The organism is Sporosarcina gallistercoris (assembly GCF_050459885.1).
GTDB classification, from domain to species: domain Bacteria; phylum Bacillota; class Bacilli; order Bacillales_A; family Planococcaceae; genus Sporosarcina; species Sporosarcina gallistercoris_A.
This window is the reverse complement of sequence record NZ_JBCMNO010000019.1, coordinates 50,903-77,082: the sequence shown is the minus strand read 5'-3', so window position 1 is coordinate 77,082 and position 26,180 is coordinate 50,903. Positions and strand designations below refer to the sequence as shown.

Below are 26,180 nucleotides of genomic sequence, written 5' to 3'. Positions count from 1 at the left end.
CCAACAAATATTATAGAACCTTAAATATTGATTAGGATTACCTTAGAAATAGAAAAACATAGAGAGACTACTGTCTCTCTATGTTTCGTTTTTAGTTATCTGTTTGTTTTTTCTTCTTTTCCAAATACTCCGCACGTAATTTTTCAAGATGCTGCTTTTTATCAAATCTGGCCGGCTTGTTCTTTTCGTGATACTTCGACACAGCTGCCTGTCCTTTATAATCCAATTGATATTTCCCCACTTGGTTCACCTACTTTTCATGTCACTAAAAAGAATCTTTTCAATAACTATAATATACCTCATTTTACACAGGAAAAACCTTCTTAGTGTTCTTTTCGCCCTTGGATAAATTAGTAAGAACATTAAAACCGAGTAGAATCATCCATCACAAAAGGATTATCATTATACTGATCTTGACGTCCTTGTGGTACAAAAAAGGGATTCTGCATCAGTGACCGAAGCCCTGACCGAATCCCCAATTCCTCATAAACCTTTAGGCATTATAGGTTTATCCTGTGAAAACTTACGTCCCAGGAGGGATTCGAACCCCCGACCGATGCCTTAGAAGGGCATTGCTCTATCCAGCTGAGCTACTGAGACAACTGCGTCAAATTCATAAATGATTTGAACGACAGGTTTTATTATATGCAACAAATGAACAGAAGTCAATAGGTTTTTAAGTTGTTGTGAAAATAACTTTTTCTACGGCTTCTCCAGTGTCCGGACTACGGAAAGTCACTTTAAGGGAATCATCCTGCTCGATGACAGCATATGTTGCGAATCGTCCATCTCTAGGAAGCAACGTACTCCCCGGGTTCACGTAGAGCACGCCGTCCTGCAGTTCCGCTCCATATAGATGTGAGTGGCCAAATAGGACAATGTCGGCGTCCACTTGCTCTGCAGCGTATTTCAGCTGCATGAGGGATCCTTTCACACCGTGCTGATGACCGTGCACCATCAAAACTTTTTGACTGCCCGCGTCAGCAAGCACTGATTCAGGAAACGCGGCGTTCCCGTCGCAGTTGCCCTGGACGATTTCCATGCCGTGCAGGATCTCCTCATCTCCTGCCAACTCGCTATCTCCACAGTGGAAAAATGCATCTGCGTCGGTTTCCCGGTTGCGGATCGCTTGGATCGTTTCCAAATCGCCGTGGGAATCGCTCATTACGATCAATTTCATCTGCTCATCCCCGCCTCGCCAATCAGGTTCGGAAGTTCTTTCTCGAATTTACGCATGGCAACGCCCCGGTGAGAGATTGCCGCTTTTTCTGCTGGCGTCAATTCCGCCATGGATTTCTCTTCTGAAGGCACGTAAAAGATCGGATCGTATCCGAATCCGTTTTCACCGTGTCGTTCAAAAAGAATTGCTCCTTCGCAGCTTCCAGAAAACGTTTTTGTTTCGATTCCAGGTCCTGCTATGGCTAAAACACAACGGAAGCGGGCCCCTCTTGAGCCTTCAGGTACGTCTTTAAGGCCATTCAACGCTTTCTCGATATTCGCCTCATCGTCTTTCGGTTCCCCTGCGTAACGGGCAGAGTAGACGCCTGGCTCTCCGTTTAATGCATCAATCTCGAGTCCGCTGTCATCAGAAATGACCCATGTGCCTAGAATCTTTGCAGTTTCTTCAGCTTTCAGGATTGCATTCTCTTCGAATGTCGTTCCAGTTTCCTCCACCTCAATCGGTTCCTTCAAATCTTTCAATGAAATCACTTGAACACCGTGTGGTTTGAACAGTTCTTCAAAGTCCCTTACTTTTCCTTCGTTATTCGTTGCCACTAAAATTTGTTTCATTGGGCAGCCTCCCCTTTTGAATCGATCAAGTCACAAATCGGTCCGAGTGCCTGTTTTTGCAGGTCAATCAATTGCTGGATTCCATTTTCAGCAAGATCCAGGAGTCCGTTCATCTCTACGCGAGTGAAGGTCGACTCTTCCCCTGTACCTTGTAACTCAACAAACTCACCAGCACTCGTCATGACGACGTTCATATCTACTGCTGCGGATGAATCTTCGATGTAATCCAAATCCAGGATGAGTTCGTCTAGTTCTGATTTGCCGACACTCGTAGCAGCTAAATAGTGTGTAATCGGGAATTTCGAAAGTTTTTTCTGCTCGACAATTCCACCAGCTGCAAGAGCCATCGCAACAAATGCACCGGTGATGGACGCAGTCCGTGTACCGCCATCGGCTTGAATGACGTCACAGTCGATCCAAATCGTACGTTCACCAAGTGCTTCCAGGTCAATCACTGCACGCAGCGCTCTACCGATCAAACGCTGGATTTCCATCGTACGGCCGCCAATCTTCCCTTTTGTCGCTTCACGCTGAGTCCGTTGTCCCGTTGCACGTGGCAGCATTGAATACTCTGCGGTAACCCAGCCTTTTCCGCTTCCGCGTAAAAACGGTGGAACTCGCTCTTCAACTGAAGCCGTACAGATTACCTTTGTATTCCCCACCGTGATCAGAACGGATCCCTCAGGATGAAGTAAATAATCTTTTTCAATCTGCACACTTCTCAGTGCGTCAACCGCTCGTCCATCATGTCTCATTTAAATTCCTTCTTTCTTTTCATCCTTCAATCTTAACATAACCATTCAAACGCATGCAAAAACCCGGCAATCACCTCGCCGGGTTCGCATCTTAGTTAGTCGCAATCTGAATTAGGTTTCCAGCAGAAGTGCAAAACGGCACAATCATCCTTTAAAGGACCAGCTTTTTCACAGCCGGCTCGGCTATATGTAACCAATCCTTGACGATCAATTCAAAATGATAAGGATTTCCTGTCGTGTAGAACGTTGACTTTCGGTTAGTTGAAGCCCTTCGTTGAAGATGCAGTTCATCCAAAATCCGGATCGCCGTGTCCGCTGTAGCCGAGCCCGATGTGATGAGCTCTATCCCTGCAGGCAAGTGCTTGTAGATGAAATGAGACAGCAACGGGAAATGCGTACAACCGAGTATAACAGCGTCGAACGTTTTTAAAGCAAGCGGGGCAAGTGTTTTCCCGACAACATGATCTGCTTCCTCCAGTTTGTAGACTCCCCGTTCCACAATCGGAACAAATTCAGGACATGCAAGCCCATGAATTGATGCTTCAGGTGCCAATGCCAAAATCGCTTGGTCATATGCCTGGCTCTTCACAGTCCCACTTGTCCCGAGAACAACAATCTGTTTTGTCTTCGATTTTTCCACAGCCGTCCTTGCTCCGGGCTCAATTACACCGATAATCGGGAAGTTGAACAATGGTCGAACGTGTTCCAATGCGAACGCCGTCGCTGTATTACAAGCAATGACGGCCATTTTCACACCAAACCCATCAAGAGCACTGATTAGTTCGTGAGTGAATTTGACGACTTCTTGAGGAGACCGGTTGCCATAAGGGCAGCGAGCGTCATCTCCTATGTATAGAAACTGTTCGTTCGGCATGCGTTTCAGGAGCTCGTCCATCACTGTAAGGCCGCCCACCCCTGAGTCGATGATGCCGATTGGTAAATCCGATAAATCATTCATGTCATTTTGTGCTCATTTCCACGTGTAGTTTTGAAAGTAATTCAGTAAACGTTGACAATTCTTCAGAATTAAAATTTTGCACGACTTCTTGCAAGTATTCACGCCGCTTATCAATTACCTCTTCGATAACGCGCTCGCCTTCCGCTAGCAGATGGATCCGGACGACGCGACGATCTTTCTCGTCACGCACTCGTTTCACCAGTTCGTTTTTTTCCATTCGGTCAACTAAATCTGTCGTTGTGCTGAATGCCAGATACATTTTGTTCGACAAATCTCCGATCGTCATATCCCCATGTTCAAATAGCCATTGGAGTGCGATGAATTGTGGAGGCGTAATTGTATAATTACTTAAAATCTGACGCCCTTGTTGCTTAATGATTGCTGCAATATAACGCAAATCTTTTTCCATGTGATGAATTTCTTCAAGGTTCGCTGTGACTTTTTCCGTCAATGATACCAGCTCCAAATCATGAGTTTGCTTATTATTTTCCTCTTTAATCGACAAAAAAGCAATTAATATCTGATGGACAGGATTTTCACCTTCTCATTCACACGAAGATGACTTTTTCTTTGTCTGCGATTCCCTATCCATAGAGACAGCACAACCTAATTATACTTCCTTTACTATCGTTCCTGCATACAAATCGTGTGGCAATATTTCCCCATCTTTCTTTTCAAACTCTCGGCGATTCCCTATGAATAGGAACGTATTGAACGTATCCCTGTAAAACATACGCTTAATGAGTTGGCTGGTGTTCATAACCGCACCATCTTCACTTTCCAGAACTAGCCCCATCTTCTTATATCCGACAGTCCGTCCGTTTCTTAACAATTGAGCACATTCAAGTGTACCCATCACAATCGATGGAGTCACGATTGCATGGACCGCTTCATTCTTCACTTTTTTACGAAGAAAATATTCAGTGACTCCTATTACAGCAGTCGATATTGCCAAGTCAATGAAATACGCCTTCGCCCTTTTTTTAGTAATCGTTTTCACTCGAAACCCTCCATTTCGGTTTGTCTTCATTTTTTAATAAACATCGCTATGTAGCATCATTTTAGCACACACACTGCTTTCTTATTACTTATTCAAGACAAAGAAAAAAGCTGCAGGACAGCCTGCAGCCTTTCTAAGTGTAAAAAGTCACTAATTCAAACTGAGTTCGCCGAGTCTAAGCAATTCTATCATCGCTTGCGCTCGACCAGAAACGCCCAGCTTTTGAATCGTATTTGAAATGTGATTGCGGACAGTTTTTTCACTGATGCCAAGCTTTCCCGCAATTTCTTTCGTTGTATGATCGGCTATGAGCAATGTAAAAATTTCACGTTCCCTACCCGTGAGAACAGATCGGTTGTTTAACTCCTCCATCAAGACGCGCCCCTCCTATTCGGTTTCCCTTTACAGTATTCCAAATGGAGAAAGGCTGTGCCGGCTTAATTCCTAGTTCTTGCGTAAAACAAATCCTTTTCCTCTTCCGTCCATGCAACACCTGAGCCTGTTTTTTTCGAAATTTGAACCATGGCTCCGCGTCCTGTGAAAACGACTTCCCCGTTCTCATTCTTCGCCATGTAATGTATGTCCACAGAACTCTTCCCAATCGAATCCGCCTTCACATACACATGCACCGTCTCGTCAAAAAACACTTGTTTTCTATAATCACATTGGAGATCCGCTACAACCGGAATGCATTCGCCCTTCGGTTCCAGCCAATCATTCATCAATCCCAAGTCCTTCAGATAATCAATCCGCGCCTGCTCGAAGTACGCGAACGTCACTGTATTATTCAAATGCCCGAACATATCCGTCTCTGAAAAACGGACCTGAATCTGCACAGAAAACCGAAACCCCGCTTCCCACTCCTCAAAATCCCCAATATAGCTCTGCTTCATCCTATTCTCCCCCAGTCCATAAAGTGAATGATCATTCATTCTTTCATTATATCAAACAACTCAGACAATAAGTAGCAATTCTGCTTTGAACTCTTTTTTGAAATGGAATCATCGTCTTCCACTACTAGTCATTGATTGTAGTGGAAGACGGCGACTCCGTAGGGAGCAGCACGATGGGGAGACCCTGGAGGGAGCGCAGCGACTGAAGCGGCTCACCATCCGTGCCCCTCGGAACGCGTCCGTCTGAAACGAAAATCAACACCGTCCAAGAATTCATTCCAACAAAAAAACTGCCCGAAAAATCAGCTCTCGCTGACTTTCCGGGCAGTCTTCCAGCAGACATCAGTCTACCATATGGTCACTTCCGAAGAAGTTCTTGAACATTTGAACAGTCGTTGCACGGTTCATAGCCGCAATGGAAGTCGTCAAAGGAATCCCCTTAGGACAAGCCACTACACAGTTCTGCGAGTTACCGCATTCACCAAGACCGCCATCTGTCATTAAAGCAGACAAACGCTCATCTTTGTTCTGAGCTCCCGTTGGATGTGTATTGAACAAACGTACTTGTGAGATCGCAAAAGGACCCATGAAATTCGTTTGGTCGTTCACATTCGGACACGCTTCAAGACAAACACCACATGTCATACACTTAGAAAGCTCATATGCCCACTGACGCTTGCGCTCAGGCATACGCGGACCTTCTCCAAGATCATACGTACCGTCAATCGGAATCCATGCTTTGATTTTCTTAAGGGAATCGAACATGCCTTCCCGATCGACCACCAAGTCACGAACAACCGGGAACGTTCTCATCGGCTCTAATTTAATCGGTTGTGTCAACTGATCGACCAACGCAGTACAAGACTGGCGCGGACGTCCATTGATCACCATCGAACACGCTCCACAAACTTCTTCCAGACAGTTCATGTCCCAGTTGATCGGCGTTGTCTTTTCACCTTTAGCGTTCACTGGGTTACGTCGGATTTCCATTAATGCGGAAATGACGTTCATATTGGCTTTATATGGGACTTCGAAAGACTCCATATACGGCGCAGATTCTGGTGTATCTTGCCGTTGGATTTCGAATAGTACGGTTTTAGCTGGAGCTGCTTGTTCTTGAACAGCTGTTTGTTGCTCACTCATTACCGTCAGTCTCCTTTCGATGAGGAATTATCGTCTTACTCATCAGGTCTCTTTTTACTTAGATGAAGAATAATCACGTTTACGTGGCGGAATCAATGAAACATCCACATCTTCATACGTTAAGATTGGTGCAGATTCTCCGTCAAACGTCGCAATCGTCGTTTTCAAGAAGTTTTCATCATCGCGTTCCGGGAAGTCCGGCTTATAGTGAGCACCACGGCTTTCGTTGCGGTTGAGTGCACCCAGAGTAATAACGCGAGCCAAGTACAACATGTTTTTCAACTGACGAGTGAAAGTCGCACCTTGGTTCGACCACTGCTGAGTATCCGTCATGTTGATATTTTCCCAACGCTCTAGTAATTCTTGGATTTTTTTATCTGTTGCTTCCAAACGATCGTTATAACGAACCACTGTCACGTTATCCGTCATGAGTTCGCCGAGTTCGCGGTGAATCACATATGCGTTCTCAGTCCCCTTCATGTTGAGGATCGCATCCCACTTCACTTGCTCTTCCTTCACAGCATCGTCAAAGATTTTAGAAGGCAGGTCGTCTGCAGAATGCTTCAGACCCTTCATATACTTAACAGCTTCTGGACCTGCAAGCATTCCGCCATAAATCGCAGAAAGTAATGAGTTCGCGCCTAGACGGTTACCGCCGTGTTGTGAGTAATCACATTCACCCGCAGCAAACAATCCAGGAATGGAAGTATGCTGATTGTAATCCACCCATAGTCCGCCCATTGAATAGTGAACTGCCGGGAAGATTTTCATTGGTACTTTACGCGGGTCATCCCCAGTGAACTTCTCGTAAATCTCGATGATCCCACCAAGCTTAATATCAAGCTCATGCGGATCCTTATGGGATAGGTCGAGATAGACCATGTTCTCACCGTTGATACCGAGGCGTTGGTTCACACACACGTCAAAAATTTCACGTGTCGCGACGTCACGCGGTACAAGGTTCCCGTAAGCTGGATATTTTTCCTCTAGGAAGTACCAAGGCTTACCGTCTTTATAAGTCCAAATCCGGCCACCTTCACCACGTGCAGATTCACTCATGAGACGAAGTTTGTCGTCTCCAGGAATGGCAGTCGGGTGAATTTGGATGAATTCTCCGTTTGCATATTTAGCACCTTGCTGATAAACGATGGAAGCCGCTGAACCTGTGTTAATGACAGAGTTCGTCGATTTACCAAAGATGATCCCAGGGCCGCCTGTTGCCATAATGACAGCATCGCCAGGGAATGCTTTGATTTCCATTGTTTTCAGGTTTTGGGCTTTGATACCGCGGCAAACCCCTTCGTCATCCAGAATGACACCGAGGAATTCCCAATGCTCAAACTTTTGGACAAGACCTGCGACTTCTTGGGCACGGACTTGCTCGTCCAATGCGTATAGAAGCTGCTGACCAGTCGTTGCGCCTGCATAAGCCGTACGGTGATGCATCGTGCCGCCGAAACGACGGAAGTCCAAGAGACCTTCCGGTGTACGGTTGAACATAACGCCCATACGGTCAAGCAAGTGGATGATTCCTGGTGCTGCTTCAGCCATCGCTTTTACAGGCGGCTGGTTCGCTAGGAAGTCGCCTCCGTAAATCGTATCATCAAAGTGGATCATAGGGGAATCGCCTTCACCCTTTGTGTTCACGGCGCCATTAATACCGCCTTGAGCACAAACGGAGTGAGAACGTTTTACAGGAACGAGGGAAAACAAATCTACTCCTACGCCTTCTTCTGATGCCTTGATGGTCGCCATGAGGCCTGCTAGACCGCCTCCAACGACAATCACTCTACCTTTTGACATTATTGTTTCACTCCTCAAAGTTTACATAATAACGTAGTATTTCTTAAGCAAATGCGAATAGTGCGCGCATTCCGATTACAGATAGAATAACGAAAATTGCTAGTGTAACATACGTAACAATTGTTTGTGAGCGTGGTGATTGTGCCAATCCCCAAGTAACTAGGAATGACCAAACGCCGTTCGCCAAGTGGAAAGTAGCCGCAAGAATACCGAGTGCGTAGAAGACGATCATTAATGGATTAGAGAAGATCTCCGCCATCATATCGAAATTCACTTCCGCACCAAATAGCTTCTGGATACGCGTTTCGTAAATGTGCCATGCAATGAAGATGACAAGGAATACTCCAGTCACACGCTGCAACATGAACATCCAATTACGGAATGTCCCATAACGTTGCACATTGTTTTTCGAAGTAAATGCAAGATACACTCCGTAAAATGCGTGGAACATGAGCGGTATGTAGATGACGAACCATTCCAGGAAATAAATGAACGGCAGGTTTTCAATAAAGTGCGCCGCTGTGTTAAATGATTCAGCACCTCTTGTTGCAAAATGGTTGATGATCAAGTGTTGCGTCACAAACAAACCAATTGGAATAATTCCAAGCAACGAATGTAGGCGGCGCCAGTAAAACTCTGATTCTCTCACCAAGTGATGTACCCTCCCTTATTTATGAGCCGGATGTCTTTTTCTACCTGATAAAACGACAAGCGAATGTTTGACGGTCCGTCTCTTCATGTTACAATATAATAACATGTACATTGTACTCCTCCATATTGGGAAGGTCAAGGTGACGCGCTTGTCTGATTGTCCTTTTAGTTGCAAATCTACTGACATACCAAGAGAGGTAATTTGATAGACACGAAAGGGATGCTAGCGTTTTGGCACACGAATCTACTGCAGGGCCGACACGATTCGGCTACGAACTACTAAGGGACCATGTATTACCTGGCATTCTCGGGAAACATGAAGATGACATTCTTTACTGGGCGGGAAAAGAGATTGCCCGTAAGTTCCCTGTCTTTTCCGTCAATGAAATTCCCGATTTTTTCAAGGAAGCCGGCTGGGGCGAGTTGAGTCTAGCGAATTCCGGCAAGGAAGAAGCCGATTATGAATTATCCGGACGCAACACATCACCTGCTACGAAGGATTCCTATCACTTGGAATCCGGATTCATTGCCGAGCAATTTCAAATTGCCAACGGCTGCTTGACAGAATGTTACGGCGCGCGGGATGAAAAAACCGGTCAGATCGTCTTACAAGTACGTTGGGATGAAACCTATACGATTGATAAATGAGTTTTTAAGCTGGAGTGTGAGTGATTACTCATACTCCAGCTTTTTGTAGAGATAGTTGTCGTCGCCTGACCGATGGAATATTATTCTCTTTTTCATACAATCGTTACGCATGGTGAAGCACGATTACAGTACCTCGTTCTGAATGATCATGTGCAAATTTACACGATCGGAATATATGAAATTCAAATTAGTTGCCCCGCTAAAATGCCTATTCAGGTTGTTATGATCACTTTTCGCGGTTTATGAGCAAGTTTTATGATTTATGAGCGGATTTCAGGATTTATGAGCACTTTTCCAAGTTTAAGAGCACTTTTTATGTTTTATGAGCAGTTCAACGTTTTTATGAGCACTTTCCACGCTTTATGATCACATGTCCTACGTGACCCCACTATAATAGAAACAATCCTGTGCATTTCATGGAAAAGAACGGGCTGGTGCCCGTTCTTTTACTCTTTCGTTCGCTCTGAAGACTTATTTTTTTCAGCGAAATATTCAGCTACCGACTCAGCGACTGTTTTAGGAAGCCCCGCTTCGATAAGCTGCTCTTCCGTAGCCACTTTAATTTTTTTCACAGAACCGAAATGTTTCAGCAATCTCTGTTTGCGCTTCGGTCCCACTCCTGGAAGACCGTCGAGAGCGGATACGAGCGAGCCTGTGTCACGACGCTGCCTGTGGAACGTGATTGCGAATCGGTGGACTTCATCCTGAATCCGTTGGAGCAGATAGAAGGCTTCACTCGAACGCTTCAACGGAATGAGCTCAGGTGGCGATCCATATAGCAACTGGGCAGTTTGGTGCTTATCATCCTTCGCAAGTCCCGCAATCGGTATGGATAACCCGAGTTCATCCTCCACTATTTCCCGCGCAATCCCCATCTGACCTTTCCCCCCATCGATAACGATCAAATCAGGTAATGGCAGATTATCTTTCAAGACCCGTGTATAGCGTCGGCGTATGACTTCGCGCATAGCGCCATAATCGTCGTGAGCTGCCGCTGTTTTCGTCTTATATTTCCGGTAATCTTTTCGATTCGGTTTGCCATCGACGAATGAAACCATTGCAGAAACGGGTTCTACACCATGTGTATGGGAGTTGTCGAACGCTTCAATCCGTAACGGAATTGAGATATTCAATGCATCGCTTAATTCCTCACACGCTCCGATTGTCCGCTCTTCTTGCCGATCGATCAGCTGGAATTTTTGTCTTAAAGAAATGGATGCGTTTTTATTTGCAAGCTGAACCAAATCTTTTTTCTTGCCTCTTTGCGGAATATAGACATTCACTTCCAACAGTTGTTTGACGAGTTCCTGGTCAATTCCAGGTGGCAGCAATATTTCACTCGGTTTGATGTGCGAAAGCTTACTGTAAAACTGACCGATGAAAGTCAATAGTTCCTCTTCCGGGTCTCGGTACACAGGGAACAGAGACACGTCACGTTCGATGAGTTTACCTTGGCGCACGAAGAACACCTGAACACACATCCAGCCTTTTTCAACAGCATAGCCAAATATATCGCGATCCCTGAAATCATGCATCGTCATCGTCTGTTTTTCCATAACAGTTTCAATACTGGAGATCTGGTCCCGATATTCAGTGGCTCGCTCAAACTCGAGGTTTTCCGCAGCATCATTCATCTTTTGGGTGAGCTCTTTTTTCATGTTCTTATAGCCGCCATTCAAAAACCGTGCGATATCGTCTGTCATTTCTTTATACGTCTCTTTAGGCACATCGTGGACACAAGGTGCTAAACATTGACCGAGGTGGTAATACAGACAAACGCGGTCCGGTAATGTATGACATTTCCTGTATGGATACAAGCGATCCAACAGCTTCTTCGTTTCTGTTGCAGCCGTGACATTCGGATAGGGGCCAAAATACCGGCCCTTATCTTTCTTCACGATACGTGTGACGATCAGTTTCGGATGCCGTTCTGCAGTGAGCTTCAAATATGGATAGGTCTTGTCATCCTTCAACATGATATTGTACTTCGGATCATACTGTTTGATCAGATTCAACTCGAGAATCAACGCTTCAATATCCGAGGAGGTGATAATCGTTTCAAAGTCCTCGATTTCCGTCACAAGCCTTTGTGTTTTCGCGTCATGGGAACCTGTGAAATAACTGCGGACGCGGTTTTTCAAGATTTTCGCTTTGCCTACATAAATCACGGTCCCCTGGCGGTCTTTCATCATATAACATCCTGGCATGTCTGGAAGGATTGCTAGCTTATTTTGGATTAATTCATTCATCTGGGATCACCTGCCAAAAAAACCGGGTTCCTCTAGAAAAGGGACCCGGTTTGAGATAGTAAACTTATGCGTGTTGCTCAACCAATTTAGCGAGCTCTTCTTTCGGACGGAAGCCAACCACTTTATCAACTGTTTCGCCGTTTTTCATAACGAGCAAAGTCGGGATTGACATAATGCCGAATTTGCTTGCTGTTTCTTGGTTATCGTCCACGTTCACTTTAACGATTTTTGCTTTTCCTTCGATTTCGCCATCCAATTCTTCAAGAACTGGAGCAATCATCTTACAAGGTCCGCACCATGGTGCCCAAAAATCAACAAGTACTACACCATCATTAGTTTTTTCTGTGAAATCTGCATCTGTTGCATTTAAAATAGCCATTGGGTAAGTCCTCCTTTATAGGTAACAACTATGAAGTCATTATATCATGCAGCTGATGAACAGGCGAAATATCTGCCTGCTGCGTTCTAAACGCTGCCACATCTTCCAATAGGAAAGAGCGGGAGTGAAGGAACCACTTCCGCTCTTTCAAGACCTTCGGATTAAACTGCAGGTGAACCTTTTAGTTTCTTAACTTCTTCAATCATCATTGGCACGACTTCAAATAGGTCGCCTACGATACCATAGTCCGCTACTTTGAAGATGTTCGCTTCGGGATCTTTGTTAATGGCAACGATTACTTTTGAGTTGGACATTCCTGCCATGTGCTGGATGGCACCTGAGATTCCAACTGCAATGTACAAATCAGGTGTAACAACTTTACCTGTTTGACCGATTTGCAAGGAGTAATCACAGTAATCCGCGTCACACGCACCACGTGAAGCGCCAACAGCACCTCCTAGTAATTGCGCCAGTTCCTCAAGCGGTTTGAACCCGTCTTCACTCTTCACGCCGCGTCCGCCAGCAATGATCACTTTCGCTTCAGACAAATCTACACCTTCAGTCGATTTACGAACAACGTTTGCAATGACCGAACGAAGGTTTGTAATATCCACTGACAACGATGAGACGTCGCCTGTACGGCCCTCGTCTTTTGCAAGAGGCTCAATGTTATTTGGACGGATGGTGATGAATAGAAGTCCACCCTTACTTTGTACTTTTTCAAATGCTTTACCTGAATAGATCGGACGGATGAATTCAGCTGCATCGCCTTCTCCTTCAATCTTCGTCACATCTGAAATAAGCCCGGAGCTCAATTTACTTGCAAGTTTCGGAGAAAGGTCTTTCCCCATTGCCGTATGGCCTAACACAATTGCGTCCGGCTTCTCCTGCTCATAGACTGCCATGAACGCTTGGCTGTACCCATCTGACGTATATTGCTTCAAGTGTGGATGTTCAACGGTAACAACGCGATCTGCACCATATTGAACCATCTCTTGAGCTAGATTTTCAACAGAGTCTCCAAGGAGAACAGCTGTAACTGTTCCGCCTCCTGAAATTGTTTTCGCTGCAGCAATCGTTTCAAATGAGACGTTACGCAGTTCGCCTTCACGAGCTTCGCCAAGTACTAATACATTTTTAGACATAGTGAGTCCCTCCTAGAACGGTTTAAATTGCCGGTATTAAATGACTTTCGCTTCTTTGTTCAATAGATTCACCAATTCACTCACCTGATCCGAGATGTCGCCTTCAAGAATGCGTCCCGCTGCCTTTTCAGGCGGCATGAAGATATCGACTGTCTTCGTCTTCGCTTCGACATCGTCTTCATCCAGGTCCAGATCATCCAATTCCAATTCTTCAAGAGGCTTTTTCTTTGCTTTCATGATTCCTGGTAGGGATGGGTAACGGGGCTCGTTCAATCCTTGTTGAGCTGTTACGAGAAGCGGCAGGGACGTTTCAATCGTTTCCGAATCCCCTTCCACGTCACGCACAAGTGTTGCGGATGTCCCGTCAATTTTCAAATCAGTAATTGTTGTTACGTAGTTAATGCCGAGAAGTTCCGCTACACGCGGCCCGAGTTGACCAGATCCACCATCTATTGCAACGTTTCCAGCGATGATCAAGTCAGCATCTTTATCTTGCAAGTATTCAGAGATGATTTTAGCTGCTGAGAATTCGTCCATCTCATCCAAATCATCTTCCGTGTTGATCAATACCGCTTTGTCAGCGCCCATTGCAAGTGCAGTACGGAGTTGCTTTTCCGCATCTTCTCCTCCGAGTGATAGAACAGTTACTTCGCCGCCATGTTCATCCCGGACTTGAATCGCTTCTTCAACAGCATACTCGTCGTAAGGGTTGATGATGAATTCTGCACCATCTTCTTGAATGGCACCATTTTTTACAACAATCTTTTCCTCTGTGTCAAATGTACGTTTTACTAAAGCATAAATGTTCATAATGCAGACCTCCTTGACGTATTATCGTCCATTAAATTTAGGTTCACGCTTTTCAATAAATGCTTGAATACCTTCTTTGGCATCTTCTGATACAAATACTTCACCAAACGAATTCGCTTCTGCCTCGACGCCCTTGTGATAGGAATCGTCCTTAGTGAATTGAAGCATCGCCAATGCAGCTTTCATTGCTACAGGGCTTTTCTTTGCAATTTTGTGTGCAATCGCCATCGTTTCCGAAAGCAGCACGTCTTCAGCAAAGACTCGGTTCGCAAGTCCCCATTTCACAGCTTCAAGTCCCGTAATCGGATCACTCGTCAGCAACATTTCAGCCGCTTTGGCTTTCCCTACGTAACCCGGAAGTCTCTGTGTACCAGCGAATCCCGGAATGAGACCGAGCTGTAACTCCGGCAGACCGAGTTTTGCGTTTTCCGTTACAAAGCGCATGTGACAAGCCATCGCAAGTTCGAGGCCCCCGCCTAATGCTGCGCCATGGATGGCTGCAATCACTGGCTTGTGGTAGGTTTCCACCTGTTCGAAGATGCGTTGACCATCTGCAGATAGTTTTGAAAACTCCGCTCCTGAATTGACCGTTGTGAATTCTTTAATGTCAGCTCCAGCCGAGAAGAATTTACCTTCTCCGTGAAGGACGATGACTCGTACTTCTACGAGGTCCTTCAGTTGTTCCAGTAAGTCACCGACTTCCAGAATGAGTGCTCTTGAGAGCGCGTTCGCAGGAGGGCGGTTGATTGTTGCGACGGCAACCCCCTGGTCAATAGATACTTTCAAAAATTCCATGTCATCCCATCCTTTTTCAGTACGGTTTGCTATGATAATTTGTAAAATGGAAGCGCCTTCAATGATAGCATACTAGTTTCTTAAAAATAAAGATTTTCCACTTTGTTGCGACAATTTAGTTTAAATATAGGTGATGAACTCGGTTGATTGTAACGGAGATCAAGGCTTTCCAAGGGGCTTGATCGCAGCCGATCGAACCACGAAGAGTTCGATTAGCCATAATTTCTGAGGTCTTTACAGAAATTATGGCAGTCTAACCGGCACTCCTAACGCTTCCCTTCACCAGGGCCTCCGATTTTCGCTTATCCATCCGGAGTCGCCATCTTTCCTTACAATCAACGGATTCTTTATAGCAAAACAGTAATCTTCTATCTTAAAGATAAATCAGTTACCCTTTCATACCAGAGAGTAGTAATTTATGCACTCTCGGTGCTAGTTCGAGTAAGTCGTATTTTTGGTCGTTCATGACCCAGGATGTTGTGGTTTCGTCGATGGTGCCAAATACCATTTGTCTGGCAAGCCGGATATCGAGATCCGATGAGAATTCACCGCTTTCGATTCCTTCGCGCAACAAAGCATCCAACAATGTTAAGTATTCCTTTAAGACTTCGTTAATGCGGAACCTGAGTTCTTTGCTGGATTGACGCAGTTCCAACTGCGTCACAATGGCTAGGTTGCGATCGTCGTGCAGCACTTTAAAATGGTTTTCGATCATTTTATAAAGCTTATCGGATGCCGGTAAATCCATTTCCAGAATTTCTTTTACGTAATCTGCAAAAACCGCCATCTTCTCTTGGAAAACCGAGATGAGGATGTCTTCTTTGTTTTTGAAGTACAAGTAAATGGTGCCGTCTGCGACTCCTGCTTCTTTCGCAATCTTTGATACTTGTGCTTGATGGTAGCCATTCTGCGCAATAATTGACACAGCAGCATCCACTATTTTTTTATATTTCGGTTTTTCACGCTTCAGTTTCTCTCACCACCATAAAAAAGAAAATATGAATGATGGTTCATTCATATTTTCATAATAATATCTATTCAGTTATTAGTCAAGCATTTTAGTTAGGATGTGAGCTGCTGCTCCACTTTCTTTCTCTCTTCATCCACTAAGGCTCTTCGTAAAATCTTCCCAACAGCCGTTTTAGGGAGCTCATCCCTGAATTCATAAATACGGGGTATTTTGAATGAAGCGATATTCTTTCGGCAATAGGTATCCAATTCTTCCTCGGTTAATGAATATCCTTCTTTTAATACAATATACGCTTTCACCGTTTCTCCACGGTATTGATCTGGAACGCCCGCGACCACACATTCTTGGATCGCCTCGTTTTCGTACAGCACCTCTTCAATTTCCCTTGGAGAAATATTAAAACCACTCGCAATGATCATATCTTTTTTACGATCCACGACATAGAAGAATCCATCTTCATCCATGTAACCAAGGTCGCCCGTTAGAAACCAGCCTTCGCGGAAAGTTTCTTTTGTTTCTTCAGGTCTATTCCAATACCCCGTCATCACCTGAGGACCCTGAATCGCAATCTCGCCAATTTCTCCTGGCTTCATAGGTTCTGCTGAGTCGGGAGGCAGAATCGCTGCATCTGTGTTCGGCCAAGGGACACCAATCGATCCGCGCTTACGCTGACCTTCCCACACAAAGTTCGCCATCGCGACTGGAGAAGTTTCCGTTAACCCATACCCTTCGACCAGTTTTCCGCCTGTCACTTTTTCAAATTTCTCTTGTACATCCACTGGGAGTGCGGCTGAACCGCTCAAGCATGCTTTAATGGATGACAGATCGTATTTAGCAATCTCCGGATGGTTGAGTAACCCGATATAGATTGTAGGAGCACCAGGAAACAACGTCGGCTTTTGTTTATCGATTTCTTTTAACGCCGTTTTGAAATCGAATTTAGGGATCAGGACCATCTTGTTTCCGCACATGACCGAGAAGATCAGTACAGTTGTCATTCCATAGACGTGGAAGAACGGCAGGATTCCCATTGCGACTTCATCGCCCTCTTTGGATTTATACAACCACGCTTTACACATTTCAGCATTTGCAATCAGATTCTTATGCGTGAGCATAACACCTTTCGGAGGACCCGTCGTACCGCCTGTGTATTGGAGTAATGCGATATCTTTTTCAAAGTCGAATTCAAGTGGAATCGATTCCGGTCGCGTAGACTTCATAATTTCCGTATAGAGATGATGGATACCGCGGTGTTCCACTTTCACGACAATGCCATTCTCCTTCTTTTGGACAAAAGGATACAAGATATTTTTCGGGAAAGGCAAGTAGTCTTTGATGCTCGTCACGATAATATTTTCGAGCTGAGTCTCTTTTAAAATCGAGGACACTCTAGGGAATAGTAAATCGAGAGTTATAATTGCTTTGGCGCCTGAGTCTGACATGAGATACGAGATTTCCCGCTCTTTATAGAGTGGATTCGTTTGAACCACTATACCGCCTGCATATAAAATTCCATAATAGGCAATGGCGTTCTGCGGACAATTCGGCAGCATGATCGCTACTCGGTCCCCTTTTTCAATTCCGAGTTTCCGTAAATAGTTGGCGAACTTGAGTGCAGATTCGTAAAACTCTTCGAACGTTGTATCTTTTCCAAGAAAATGGATCGCATTCTTTTTAGGGTACTTGGCTGCAGAACGTGTTAAAAAGTCTTGAAGCGGAATGGGAGCATAGTCAATAACCGCAGGAATTTCAGGCGGGTACTGGGAAAGCCATGGTTTGTTTGTCATGGAACAGCCTCCTTTTCACTAGTATATTCATAGAATATTCTTTCTTTACTAAGTATAACGAATAATGAATGCGTTTACAATGTAAAGAAAGGAAACAAACCCCATAACTATATTAGTTACGGGGTTTGTTTAACCATCCACCAAATACCAATGGCGATAAATAATACGCACAAAGCGAGTAGTATTTTTGATAGCTTTTCCATTGCATAATCGTCTCCTGCCAAATGTACTCTTATGAAATGCTTGCACCAATGACAAAGGATAGCCCGACAGAAATAGTCATAGAGATAAATCCTACTGAACGATTATCCTTTTCAATTTCTTCATCCACATTGAACATCGGTGTTAAAAATTCAAACAACACGTAAGCGAAAATGAGCAATGTAAATCCGAACAGTCCCCATCCTATCATTTGAGGAAGTGTGTTGTGCTGCTCAATTGAATATCTAAAAATATTCGCTACACCGAATATTTTACCACCCGTTGCAAAAGCGACAGATAGATTCCCTTTTTTTATTTCATGCCAACACCGGTATTTTGTCACGATTTCAAAAATGACCATTGAAACGATGAGACAGAGAACTACGGTGCTGAAATAACCGGCTGTTTCTACTAGAGGATGACTCCAAAATTCAGTGTTTGACATAGTTCGCTGGCCCCTTTCCGGTGATATGCTAACGTGTACGGGTGAGCCTCGAATTGGTTTCACTTTTCACGAATAGAATTATTTCAACTCAACAACTGTGACGCCAAGCCCACCTTCACCTGCATCTCCGAATCGGAAATTTTTTACACGGGAATGCTTTTTAAGATACGTTTGGATTCCTTGACGAAGGGCACCTGTCCCTTTTCCGTGAATGATGGAAACTTGATGATAGTTGGACAATAAAGCATCGTCCAAGTACTTCTCCGTTCTGCGAAGTGCGTCCTCGTAACGTTCTCCGCGGAGATCGAGTTCGAGTTTCACATGCTGATCCCGGCCGCGAATAGCAGTGGAGGCCACGAGTTTCTTTTCTTTTTCAGGTTTCACAAATTCAAGACCCGATTCTTCCAATTTCATCTTCAAAATACCGATTTGAACAACCCATTCAGTATCGGAGACTTTGTCAATGAGTGTTCCTTTTTGACCATAGCTCAATACTTTGACTTCATCACCGACTTGCAACGGACGTGGCGCTGCTTTTGCTTTCAGCGCTTTCTTTTTCGCTTCTTTTGGAGAAGCATTTTCAAGTCGCTTTCGTGCTTCAATAAGTTCGTGTTCTTTCACGGATGCACCGGCCGTCATGCGAAGCGCCCGTAAATCCGAAATGATCGCTTCCGACTCGAGCCTTGCCTCTTCAACGATCTTCTTGGCTTTTTCTTTCGCTTTTTCAGTTATTCGGGCTTGCATCTCTTCGTTTTCAGCCAGTTTTTCAGCAAGCTCTTTTTTCAAAACTTCCGTTTCCAGAAGTAAATCATGCGTGCGCTCTGCATCTTTCTCGGATTGGACACGGCTCGATTCCAAGGAAGCAATCATGGAGTCGACTTCCCCTCTATCCGTTCCAGTGAACGTTTTGGCCCGCTCGATCAAATGGTCTCCAAGACCAAGACGTTTTGAAATTTCAAATGCATTACTTCGACCCGGAACGCCGATTAACAAGCGGTACGTCGGACTTAATGTATCGACATTGAATTCTACGCTCGCATTTGCGACCCCGCTTCGGTTATAACTATAAGCTTTCAGTTCTGGATAGTGAGTGGTCGCCATGACGCGCGCACCTGTTCCATGAACTTCATCCAAAATGGAAATGGCGAGTGCTGCACCTTCTTGTGGATCCGTCCCTGAACCAAGTTCATCGAAAATGATGAGCGAGTCGTGATCGAAGTTTTTCAGAATATCCACGATATTGACCATGTGGGATGAAAACGTACTGAGACTCTGTTCGATGGATTGCTCATCCCCTATATCAGCAAATACGGACCCGAAGACAGCAATTTCCGAACCATCCAACACTGGAATGGGCAGGCCTGCTTGCGCCATCAGCGTGCACAGTCCTACAGTTTTCAATGTGACTGTCTTTCCCCCTGTATTCGGTCCAGTGATGACAATCGTCGTGATCTCTTTTCCGAATTCAATCGTATTGGCAACAGCTTCGTCAATAGGTAAGAGGGGATGACGCGCTTTTGAGAGCCGCATATAGCCATCCTGGTTAACTGTCGGTTTAGTACATTTATTTACCATACCGTATTTCGCTTTTGCTAAAATAACGTCGACTTTCACTAGCTGGTCGACTAAGATGAACAATTCATGTGCGTGTTCTTGCACAATAGCTGAAAGTTCGCGAAGAATCTTTTCGATTTCTTCTTTTTCACGGGATTTCAACGTCCGGATTTCGTTGTTCGCTTGTACGACTGCATCCGGTTCGATGTATACCGTTTGGCCTGATGAGGACGAATCATGGATGACACCGCCATAATGACTGCGGTACTCGGATTTTACAGGAATGACAAATCGGTCATTCCGAATTGTGACGATGCTGTCGGACAACATTTTAGCCGCGTTTTTCCCTCGGATGATGCTTTCCAATCTATCCCGTACACGACTTTCTTGAATGCGCAACCCCTGACGGACCGACCGCAATGCACTGGAGGCACTATCGAGTACTCGTCCATTCTCATCCACGGCACTATTAATTTCATGTTCTAGTCCTGTAACAATCGGCATTGTGTCTTTGATGGCGAGGAAATTGGGTATTTCCACTTCCTCGTCTGCTACGACAGCTTCTATGAATTGTCGGAAAATACGGCTAGCGCGAATCGTGGATGCAGTTTCCATCAATTCTTGGGCACTTAGGACGCCCCCGATTTGAGCACGCCTCGCATGGGGTCTAATGTCTGTGATCCCCCCCATCGGAACGTTGCCTCGCACCCGTAAAATAGCAAGACCTTCATCTGTTTCTTCTAATAGGCGTTTCACCGTTTCGAAGTCGGTATTCGGTCTCAACTTTTCCATTTCTGCGCGTCCGGCAGGAAACGTACACTGTTGTGCTGCTAGTGCAAGGACTTTGTCAAACTCTAATGTTCTTAATACGCGTGAATCCACTTCGGATCCCTTCCTTTCACTTATCGACAATTTCCTGTTTGAACCGGTCCAATGACCAGGTATTGACGACAGTTTCTTTTTTCAACCATGCTTTTTGTGCATATTCTACTCCTATAGCCATGAGCTCCAATTGCTCTGTCGCATGGGCATCCGTATTGATCGAAATCCTAACGCCTGCCTTTTGTGCCATCTCCAAGTATTCCTTGTCCAGATCGAGCCGATGCGGGCTCGCGTTCAATTCAAGGATTTTATCGTATTTCGCTGCCCATTCTATAAGTTGCGGCACATCCGGGTCGTAGCCATCCCTTTTTCCGATCAGACGGCCCGTCGGATGCGCTATCAAATCGACATAGGGGTTTTTCATAGCCGAATGTAAGCGTTCCATGATCTGTTCTTGAGGTTGGTTGAAACTTGAATGGATGGAAGCGATCACAAAATCGAGCTGAGCGAGTACTTCATCCTCAAAATCGAGTGTTCCGTCCGGCAAGATATCCATCTCCGTGCCACTGAATATTTCGATGTCCGGATAGTCTTCATTGACTTCCCGGATTTCTTTCAATTGGTCAAGGAGCCGCTCGGGAGTTAGACCATTCGCCACTTTCAAATAGTGAGAGTGATCTGTAATCACCATATGGCTATATCCGCGCGCTCTGCACGCATCTGCCATTTCACGAATCGAATAGCCTCCGTCAGATGCAGTTGTGTGCATATGAAAGTCGCCCCTGATGTCACTTAATGCGACCAGGCCATCCAGTTCGTCAATACGGTCCAATTCCCGGCCGTCTTGACGTAAATTCGGCTGGATGAACGGGAGATCGAAGTGAGCAAAGAAGTCTTCTTCCGATTCGAAGGTCAGAATCGTTCCGTCTTCTTGCTCGACACCATATTCACTAATTTTTTCACCGCGCGATTTAGCAAGCTGACGCATTCTTACATTGTGATCTTTGGAGCCCGTAAAATGATGCAGCGCACTTGCAAATTGTGCGTCTGGGACAAATCGGAAATCGACATCTATGATTTCTTCCAATTCCAATGTCACGGAGAGCTTGGCATCCCCTGCTGCAATCGTTTCTATGACAGGGAGGAATTTCAACAGTTTCTCACGGACAATCGCAGGAGTATCTGTGACGATGATGAAATCCATGTCACTACTTTGCTCTTTCGTTCTGCGATAACTGCCTGCAATTGAATACTTGCTGATTTCTTCGATTTCATCGAGCACGGGCTCCACTTGGGCAACCAACTTCACCATTTGCCAGAGAGGGAACGATGTTTTCCGTTCAGATAATTGTTCGATTTCATGAAGTAACTTCTCTTCCGTTTTCTTACCGAAGCCAGGAAGTGCGCTCACTTTATTTTTTTCACACGCTTCTTTTAAGGCTTCGATCGAATCGATGCCGAGCGCTTCATGAAGTTTCGCAATGCGTTTACCTCCTAGGCCGGGAATTTCAAGTAGCGGAATCATTCCCGCAGGGACGGTTTCCTGAAGCTCCATCAGTAGGTCGGACTCACCTTTGTCCATCAAATCCTGAATGACCGCTCCTGTCCCCTTCCCGATTCCTTTCAAAGTCAAAATATCATCCATTTCAGCAAGACTTCTCGGGTCGACTTCAAGGACATTCGCTGCTTTACGAAAAGCGCCGACTTTGAAATGATTCTCCCCGAGTAATTCCATAAAGAGTGCAATTTTCTCCAATGTTTGTATGATCACTTTTTTGTTCATCAACAAAACCTCCTCGTTCTATTCGTTCCCTGACTGAACAAAAGCTTCCCGCCGCTCGGGGGGAAGCTGTTCAAACTTATTGTGCGTAAACGTACCACCACTCCTTCACTTTGTCTGAAATGATTGGAGTATGCTCGAACATGGTTTTCGACAGTAATGAGGAATCTAATAATTTTTGAACTAAGTCGATCGGCAGCAACGCAAGGAAGCTGATGAGCAGCAGAATGATGATATAGAATTCCACAAATCCCAGTGCCGCGCCAAAGAAACGCGAGATGAATCCAAGTACAGGCAAGTGTTTCAAGAAGTCGAACATCGATACAAAAAGCTGCAGTAGAAATTTAACAACAAAGAAAATCAGGATAAATGCTAATAACCGATAAAACGTCTGATCCAAGTCCAACTGTCCAAATGACCAGCTCAACTTAGACTCTGCAGTGACTCCCGGATAGGGAATCCATAGCACGAATTTATCCGCAAGTTGTTTGTAATACGCGTATGCAACAATAAATGAAACGATAAAACCTGTCATATGTAAGACTTGTACAAGCAATCCTCTTCTAAAGCCTGTAATAAGTCCTCCAACCAATAGAAACAATATAAGTATATCTAACATGATCAGCCGTCAGCCCTTCAGTTTTTTCAATTCTTCTTCAAGTAATTCTTTTTCAGTTTGCAACTTCAAATAGTCATGTACACTGTTGACAGCTGTCAGCACCGCAACTTTCGTCGTATCCAAATAGGGATTACGCGCACTGAGTTCACGCATCCGGTCGTCCACGAGTGTGGCCACTTGTCGGACGTGAGCAGACGAGTCGGTCCCGATGATGGTATACGTCTGACCGTATATATCGATGGTGATCCGTGTTTTTTGTTCTTCTTCCACCGCCATAACCTCCCGCTGAAAAACTATGAAGTTAATCATACCATGAAAAAGGTTTTTTTGTGAACATAGTCATTGCCAGCTGACTATTTTTGTGCTTTCTTACGGACACGGTATACTATACAAAACGCTTAGGAATGAACGGTTTGAAAGGATGATTTTGAGTGGTGAATTCTGTAATAATCTTATCTGATGAAAAATTGACTGCGTTAAAAGCCTATTATGCGAGTGATGTAGTGAAGCGGGATGCACCTGGGGTTGTGTTTGCTGCAAAAACGGCGAATGCATCCATTACTGCATATCGTTCGGGAAAAGTCCTTTTTCAAGGTGGCGGTGCTGAACTGGAGGCCGCCAAATGGGAATCCGGAATGGGTGCTGGTTCGAGTGCTTCGAGTAAAAAGCCTCTGACGAAAGGGACTGTCCTGCCCGATCGACTTGCAACGCTTTCCGTGATCGGATCTGATGAAACCGGGACCGGAGATTTCTTTGGCCCTGTGACGGTTTGCGCATGTTATGTACGTGCAGAACAGATTCCTCTTGTCACTGAACTTGGTGTAAAGGACTCGAAGTTGCTGACGGACCCCTATATGAGATCGATTGCCCCTGATTTGAAATCGGTGCTGACGTATAGTGTCCTGACATTACAAAATGAGAAGTACAATACCGTGCAAGCAAAAGGCTGGTCTCAAGGCAAAATCAAAGCGCTGCTGCACAATCAGGCGATCCGCCACGTATTACGTAAATTGGAAGAGGAACGTCCAGACTATATTTTGATAGACCAATTTGCTGAGCGCGGTGTGTACTACAACCATTTGAAGAATGAACAAGAGATTGTGCGGGAGAATGTAGTGTTTTCAACAAAAGCGGAAGGATTGCATGTCGCCGTTGCAGCAGCATCGATTATCGCACGTGTAGCCTTTTTAGATGAAATGGACCGTTTGAGTGAATTGGCGGGACGGACACTTCCAAAAGGTGCCAGCAAGAAGGTCGACGAAACCGCTGCAGCGATTCTCCTCGCAAAAGGCGAACCATTTTTACGTTCCATAACGAAGTGGCATTTTGCAAATGCCAAGAAGGCTGCGGTAATAGCTGCAAAAAAGCGTGGATGAAAGGATTTGAGGAATGGAGATGGTTGCGCGCGGGAACGGGCGGGTTGCTTGCGGAAACGAGCGGGTTCGGGCGTGAAACGGGCGGGTTGCTTGCGGGAACGAGCGGGTTCAGCTGTGGAACGGGCGGGTTGATCGCGGGAACGAGTGGGTTCGGGCGTGAAACGGGCGGGTTGATCGCGGAAACGAGCGGGTTCGGCTGTGGAACGGGCGGGTTGCACATATAATTTCGATTCCTCCACTTTCTCTCCTTAAATACGAAGCGGCTCCCACCAATTAGTCTTGGTTTGGCATCAAAAAAAGAGTAAATCCCGTATATGGTGATGAATTGGAGAAAGTATTGTCTGCGGAATAGATGCAGGCAGTTCTCGAAAATACCAGACTCAACGGACAAAAAAGCGCCTCGCATAGCGAAGCGCACAAATCTTCATTTGTGTTTCATCCAACATCAATCAGCTATGTCAATGACGTGTAACGACTCCCCCGCCCTTTTCCTTGCTTTTGAATATCCGAGCGTGCCAGCATTCTTTTAGCAGTGTGACGACTGGTGATTCCTGTAAACTCGCAAAATTTTCGATTTGTTAGTGGACTGGACATAAGCATAAACCAATCTATCACCGCACTTTGGTGACTCCCGATTTCACGTACACCGCAGACCGAGCAATACCACCTCAACTCAGACCATCTCATAATTGTTGGAATTTCACACTCTGAACAAAAGACCCCTCCCCGAATATCCCGTTCCCCTATTTTATATCGAGCAGTTATGGGAAATGGGTTGTACTCTGTATGTCCGCGAGCTAACGTTTTTGCAATTTCAGCAATATCCCGACTCTCTAAAGATTCGTTTTGAGGGGTCAAGGAACGGAAATAAGTAGGTGCCTCATATGCTGTAATCACTTTCATAGAAGGCTTTTCTTCAATAAACATTTCATTGTTATATGCAAATACAATGAGCCCCTTTACAGTAACGACTATATTGCGGCTAGCTAGCCATTGTTCAAGAAACTGAATTTTGCGTTCCACTTCTGCAATAGGGCTTCGAAATAGCAACCGCGATCCGTCAGGTAGCTGTTTCATAAATTGTGTTGGATTGGCTTTGATGAAGATTTTGTCTGCGATGTTTTTCACTTCCGAAATGATGATGGTATCTGGTGTAATGAAAAGCGAATCGATTTGAAAATGGACGCCTTCATGCTGAAGGGAGAGATCGTGGAGAATGGCGTGTGGATAGTCAGTCCGGACTTCTTTCATGTAACGATCGTACTCTTGCTCACCTCCGTACCCGGCACGTATTTTATAGAGTTCACTTTTGATGTAATCGTATTTTTCATGTGTTGGCGAAAGACGTTTCTCTAAAGCTAGTAGTCCACTTAATAGTCTTGGCTTTGTTCGATGTTTATAAATCAACGGCGGCACCCCTTTTTTTCTTAAGTGTATCGGTTCATACAGAGAAGAGGAAGACTTTGGTCGAAAATAGCATTATCACGTTTTTGACACAATTCACTTTAAACTTATAGTGTGTGATCTGATTCAAGTAATCTACCTTAATACCTATAAAGATGTTATATCCGTAGACTAGTTTTATTTTTGAATTAAGGAAAGATGG

General features: G+C 45.0%; 28 protein-coding genes and 1 tRNA gene. 3 read left to right on the top strand and 26 right to left on the bottom strand.

Annotated features, from left to right (window positions below; genetic code table 11):
- Positions 1–91 precede the first annotated feature (91 nt).
- The 13 genes from ABE021_RS12365 to ABE021_RS12305 all read right to left on the bottom strand — a co-directional run bounded on the left by ABE021_RS12365 (position 92) and on the right by ABE021_RS12305 (position 8,995).
- The gene (locus ABE021_RS12365) at positions 92–241 is read right to left on the bottom strand and encodes a hypothetical protein (protein ID WP_430289016.1); all 150 of its coding nucleotides are present in this window, start codon (positions 239–241) and stop codon (positions 92–94) included.
- Between the two features lie 285 nt (positions 242–526).
- Positions 527–600 (bottom strand) — tRNA-Arg (locus ABE021_RS12360).
- Between the two features lie 76 nt (positions 601–676).
- On the bottom strand, positions 677–1,180 hold the full coding sequence (locus tag ABE021_RS12355) for a metallophosphoesterase (protein ID WP_430289015.1): 504 nt from the start codon (positions 1,178–1,180) through the stop codon (positions 677–679).
- On the bottom strand, positions 1,177–1,791 hold the full coding sequence (locus ABE021_RS12350) for an XTP/dITP diphosphatase (RefSeq protein ID WP_430289013.1): 615 nt from the start codon (positions 1,789–1,791) through the stop codon (positions 1,177–1,179). The genes ABE021_RS12355 and ABE021_RS12350 overlap by 4 nt, the downstream gene beginning before the upstream one ends.
- Positions 1,788–2,546, bottom strand: a complete 759-nt coding sequence (gene rph / locus ABE021_RS12345) for a ribonuclease PH (protein ID WP_430289012.1) — start codon at positions 2,544–2,546, stop codon at positions 1,788–1,790. Before rph ends, ABE021_RS12350 begins: the two co-directional genes overlap by 4 nt.
- A gap of 151 nt (positions 2,547–2,697) precedes the next feature.
- Positions 2,698–3,504, bottom strand: a complete 807-nt coding sequence (gene murI, locus ABE021_RS12340) for a glutamate racemase (RefSeq protein WP_430289011.1) — start codon at positions 3,502–3,504, stop codon at positions 2,698–2,700.
- A 1-nt stretch (position 3,505) separates the two neighbouring features.
- Positions 3,506–3,913: a MarR family winged helix-turn-helix transcriptional regulator gene (locus tag ABE021_RS12335; protein WP_430289029.1), complete on the bottom strand. Its 408-nt coding sequence runs from the start codon at positions 3,911–3,913 to the stop codon at positions 3,506–3,508.
- Between the two features lie 201 nt (positions 3,914–4,114).
- On the bottom strand, positions 4,115–4,504 hold the full coding sequence (locus ABE021_RS12330) for an RDD family protein (RefSeq protein WP_430289008.1): 390 nt from the start codon (positions 4,502–4,504) through the stop codon (positions 4,115–4,117).
- Positions 4,505–4,654: 150 nt separating this feature from the next.
- Positions 4,655–4,876 carry a helix-turn-helix domain-containing protein gene (locus tag ABE021_RS12325; RefSeq protein WP_025783277.1) on the bottom strand — a complete coding sequence of 74 codons (222 nt, stop codon included), beginning with the start codon at positions 4,874–4,876 and terminating at the stop codon, positions 4,655–4,657.
- A 65-nt stretch (positions 4,877–4,941) separates the two neighbouring features.
- Entirely contained in the window at positions 4,942–5,397 is a 456-nt protein-coding gene (locus tag ABE021_RS12320; protein ID WP_430289007.1) for an acyl-CoA thioesterase, read from the bottom strand.
- Positions 5,398–5,739: 342 nt separating this feature from the next.
- Positions 5,740–6,540: a succinate dehydrogenase iron-sulfur subunit gene (gene sdhB / locus ABE021_RS12315; RefSeq protein ID WP_116019537.1), complete on the bottom strand. Its 801-nt coding sequence runs from the start codon at positions 6,538–6,540 to the stop codon at positions 5,740–5,742.
- 54 nt (positions 6,541–6,594) lie between these two features.
- Positions 6,595–8,343, bottom strand: a complete 1,749-nt coding sequence (sdhA, locus tag ABE021_RS12310; protein ID WP_430289005.1) for a succinate dehydrogenase flavoprotein subunit — start codon at positions 8,341–8,343, stop codon at positions 6,595–6,597.
- A gap of 43 nt (positions 8,344–8,386) precedes the next feature.
- A complete protein-coding gene (locus tag ABE021_RS12305) occupies positions 8,387–8,995 on the bottom strand; it encodes a succinate dehydrogenase cytochrome b558 subunit (RefSeq protein WP_225217697.1) in 609 nt (202 codons plus the stop codon).
- 230 nt (positions 8,996–9,225) lie between these two features.
- On the opposite strand from ABE021_RS12305, the gene ABE021_RS12300 reads away from it, so the two are divergent.
- Complete coding sequence (locus tag ABE021_RS12300; protein WP_430289004.1) at positions 9,226–9,642, top strand: YslB family protein; 417 nt, start codon at positions 9,226–9,228, stop codon at positions 9,640–9,642.
- A gap of 446 nt (positions 9,643–10,088) precedes the next feature.
- Here the strand turns inward: ABE021_RS12300 and uvrC are convergent, their stop codons facing one another.
- From uvrC to zapA, 12 genes are all read right to left on the bottom strand, one after another.
- The gene (gene uvrC / locus ABE021_RS12295; RefSeq protein ID WP_430289003.1) at positions 10,089–11,891 is read right to left on the bottom strand and encodes an excinuclease ABC subunit UvrC; all 1,803 of its coding nucleotides are present in this window, start codon (positions 11,889–11,891) and stop codon (positions 10,089–10,091) included.
- Positions 11,892–11,955: 64 nt separating this feature from the next.
- Positions 11,956–12,270, bottom strand: coding sequence for a thioredoxin (trxA, locus tag ABE021_RS12290; protein WP_191689142.1), 315 nt, complete (start codon positions 12,268–12,270; stop codon positions 11,956–11,958).
- A gap of 161 nt (positions 12,271–12,431) precedes the next feature.
- Positions 12,432–13,415: an electron transfer flavoprotein subunit alpha/FixB family protein gene (locus ABE021_RS12285; RefSeq protein ID WP_430289002.1), complete on the bottom strand. Its 984-nt coding sequence runs from the start codon at positions 13,413–13,415 to the stop codon at positions 12,432–12,434.
- Between the two features lie 36 nt (positions 13,416–13,451).
- Positions 13,452–14,225 (bottom strand): electron transfer flavoprotein subunit beta/FixA family protein, encoded by a 774-nt coding sequence (locus ABE021_RS12280; protein WP_430289000.1) that lies wholly within the window; start codon positions 14,223–14,225, stop codon positions 13,452–13,454.
- Between the two features lie 21 nt (positions 14,226–14,246).
- Complete coding sequence (locus ABE021_RS12275; protein WP_430288998.1) at positions 14,247–15,020, bottom strand: enoyl-CoA hydratase; 774 nt, start codon at positions 15,018–15,020, stop codon at positions 14,247–14,249.
- Between the two features lie 388 nt (positions 15,021–15,408).
- A complete protein-coding gene (locus ABE021_RS12270; RefSeq protein ID WP_430289027.1) occupies positions 15,409–15,990 on the bottom strand; it encodes a TetR/AcrR family transcriptional regulator in 582 nt (193 codons plus the stop codon).
- Positions 15,991–16,082: 92 nt separating this feature from the next.
- Positions 16,083–17,777: a long-chain-fatty-acid--CoA ligase gene (locus tag ABE021_RS12265; protein WP_430288997.1), complete on the bottom strand. Its 1,695-nt coding sequence runs from the start codon at positions 17,775–17,777 to the stop codon at positions 16,083–16,085.
- Positions 17,778–18,009: 232 nt separating this feature from the next.
- Positions 18,010–18,423 carry a DUF350 domain-containing protein gene (locus ABE021_RS12260; protein ID WP_430288996.1) on the bottom strand — a complete coding sequence of 138 codons (414 nt, stop codon included), beginning with the start codon at positions 18,421–18,423 and terminating at the stop codon, positions 18,010–18,012.
- Between the two features lie 78 nt (positions 18,424–18,501).
- Positions 18,502–20,859: an endonuclease MutS2 gene (locus tag ABE021_RS12255; RefSeq protein WP_430288995.1), complete on the bottom strand. Its 2,358-nt coding sequence runs from the start codon at positions 20,857–20,859 to the stop codon at positions 18,502–18,504.
- A gap of 16 nt (positions 20,860–20,875) precedes the next feature.
- Positions 20,876–22,582, bottom strand: a complete 1,707-nt coding sequence (gene polX / locus ABE021_RS12250) for a DNA polymerase/3'-5' exonuclease PolX (protein ID WP_430288994.1) — start codon at positions 22,580–22,582, stop codon at positions 20,876–20,878.
- Between the two features lie 76 nt (positions 22,583–22,658).
- The gene (locus tag ABE021_RS12245) at positions 22,659–23,198 is read right to left on the bottom strand and encodes a CvpA family protein (RefSeq protein ID WP_430288993.1); all 540 of its coding nucleotides are present in this window, start codon (positions 23,196–23,198) and stop codon (positions 22,659–22,661) included.
- 9 nt (positions 23,199–23,207) lie between these two features.
- Positions 23,208–23,468 (bottom strand): cell division protein ZapA, encoded by a 261-nt coding sequence (gene zapA / locus ABE021_RS12240; protein WP_191689133.1) that lies wholly within the window; start codon positions 23,466–23,468, stop codon positions 23,208–23,210.
- Positions 23,469–23,629: 161 nt separating this feature from the next.
- Here zapA and rnhC point away from each other — a divergent pair, with 161 nt between their 5' ends.
- Complete coding sequence (rnhC, locus tag ABE021_RS12235) at positions 23,630–24,574, top strand: ribonuclease HIII (protein ID WP_430288992.1); 945 nt, start codon at positions 23,630–23,632, stop codon at positions 24,572–24,574.
- A gap of 23 nt (positions 24,575–24,597) precedes the next feature.
- A complete protein-coding gene (locus tag ABE021_RS12230; RefSeq protein WP_430288991.1) occupies positions 24,598–24,798 on the top strand; it encodes a hypothetical protein in 201 nt (66 codons plus the stop codon).
- Between the two features lie 229 nt (positions 24,799–25,027).
- Here the strand turns inward: ABE021_RS12230 and ABE021_RS12225 are convergent, their stop codons facing one another.
- Positions 25,028–25,981 carry a nuclease-related domain-containing protein gene (locus ABE021_RS12225; protein WP_430288990.1) on the bottom strand — a complete coding sequence of 318 codons (954 nt, stop codon included), beginning with the start codon at positions 25,979–25,981 and terminating at the stop codon, positions 25,028–25,030.
- Positions 25,982–26,180: the final 199 nt, after the last annotated feature.

What these genes read in the sequence shown, in the direction of transcription:
- ABE021_RS12355 (WP_430289015.1), bottom strand. Translation starts at nt 1,180, where the DNA reads ATGAAATTGATCGTAATGAGCGATTCCCACGGCGATTTGGAAACGATC.
- ABE021_RS12350 (WP_430289013.1), bottom strand. Translation starts at nt 1,791, where the DNA reads ATGAAACAAATTTTAGTGGCAACGAATAACGAAGGAAAAGTAAGGGAC.
- rph (WP_430289012.1), bottom strand. Translation starts at nt 2,546, where the DNA reads ATGAGACATGATGGACGAGCGGTTGACGCACTGAGAAGTGTGCAGATT.
- murI (WP_430289011.1), bottom strand. Translation starts at nt 3,504, where the DNA reads ATGAATGATTTATCGGATTTACCAATCGGCATCATCGACTCAGGGGTG.
- ABE021_RS12335 (WP_430289029.1), bottom strand. Translation starts at nt 3,913, where the DNA reads ATGGAAAAAGATTTGCGTTATATTGCAGCAATCATTAAGCAACAAGGG.
- ABE021_RS12325 (WP_025783277.1), bottom strand. Translation starts at nt 4,876, where the DNA reads ATGGAGGAGTTAAACAACCGATCTGTTCTCACGGGTAGGGAACGTGAA.
- ABE021_RS12320 (WP_430289007.1), bottom strand. Translation starts at nt 5,397, where the DNA reads ATGAAGCAGAGCTATATTGGGGATTTTGAGGAGTGGGAAGCGGGGTTT.
- sdhB (WP_116019537.1), bottom strand. Translation starts at nt 6,540, where the DNA reads ATGAGTGAGCAACAAACAGCTGTTCAAGAACAAGCAGCTCCAGCTAAA.
- sdhA (WP_430289005.1), bottom strand. Translation starts at nt 8,343, where the DNA reads ATGTCAAAAGGTAGAGTGATTGTCGTTGGAGGCGGTCTAGCAGGCCTC.
- uvrC (WP_430289003.1), bottom strand. Translation starts at nt 11,891, where the DNA reads ATGAATGAATTAATCCAAAATAAGCTAGCAATCCTTCCAGACATGCCA.
- trxA (WP_191689142.1), bottom strand. Translation starts at nt 12,270, where the DNA reads ATGGCTATTTTAAATGCAACAGATGCAGATTTCACAGAAAAAACTAAT.
- ABE021_RS12285 (WP_430289002.1), bottom strand. Translation starts at nt 13,415, where the DNA reads ATGTCTAAAAATGTATTAGTACTTGGCGAAGCTCGTGAAGGCGAACTG.
- ABE021_RS12280 (WP_430289000.1), bottom strand. Translation starts at nt 14,225, where the DNA reads ATGAACATTTATGCTTTAGTAAAACGTACATTTGACACAGAGGAAAAG.
- ABE021_RS12275 (WP_430288998.1), bottom strand. Translation starts at nt 15,020, where the DNA reads ATGGAATTTTTGAAAGTATCTATTGACCAGGGGGTTGCCGTCGCAACA.
- ABE021_RS12265 (WP_430288997.1), bottom strand. Translation starts at nt 17,777, where the DNA reads ATGACAAACAAACCATGGCTTTCCCAGTACCCGCCTGAAATTCCTGCG.
- ABE021_RS12260 (WP_430288996.1), bottom strand. Translation starts at nt 18,423, where the DNA reads ATGTCAAACACTGAATTTTGGAGTCATCCTCTAGTAGAAACAGCCGGT.
- polX (WP_430288994.1), bottom strand. Translation starts at nt 22,582, where the DNA reads ATGAACAAAAAAGTGATCATACAAACATTGGAGAAAATTGCACTCTTT.
- ABE021_RS12245 (WP_430288993.1), bottom strand. Translation starts at nt 23,198, where the DNA reads ATGTTAGATATACTTATATTGTTTCTATTGGTTGGAGGACTTATTACA.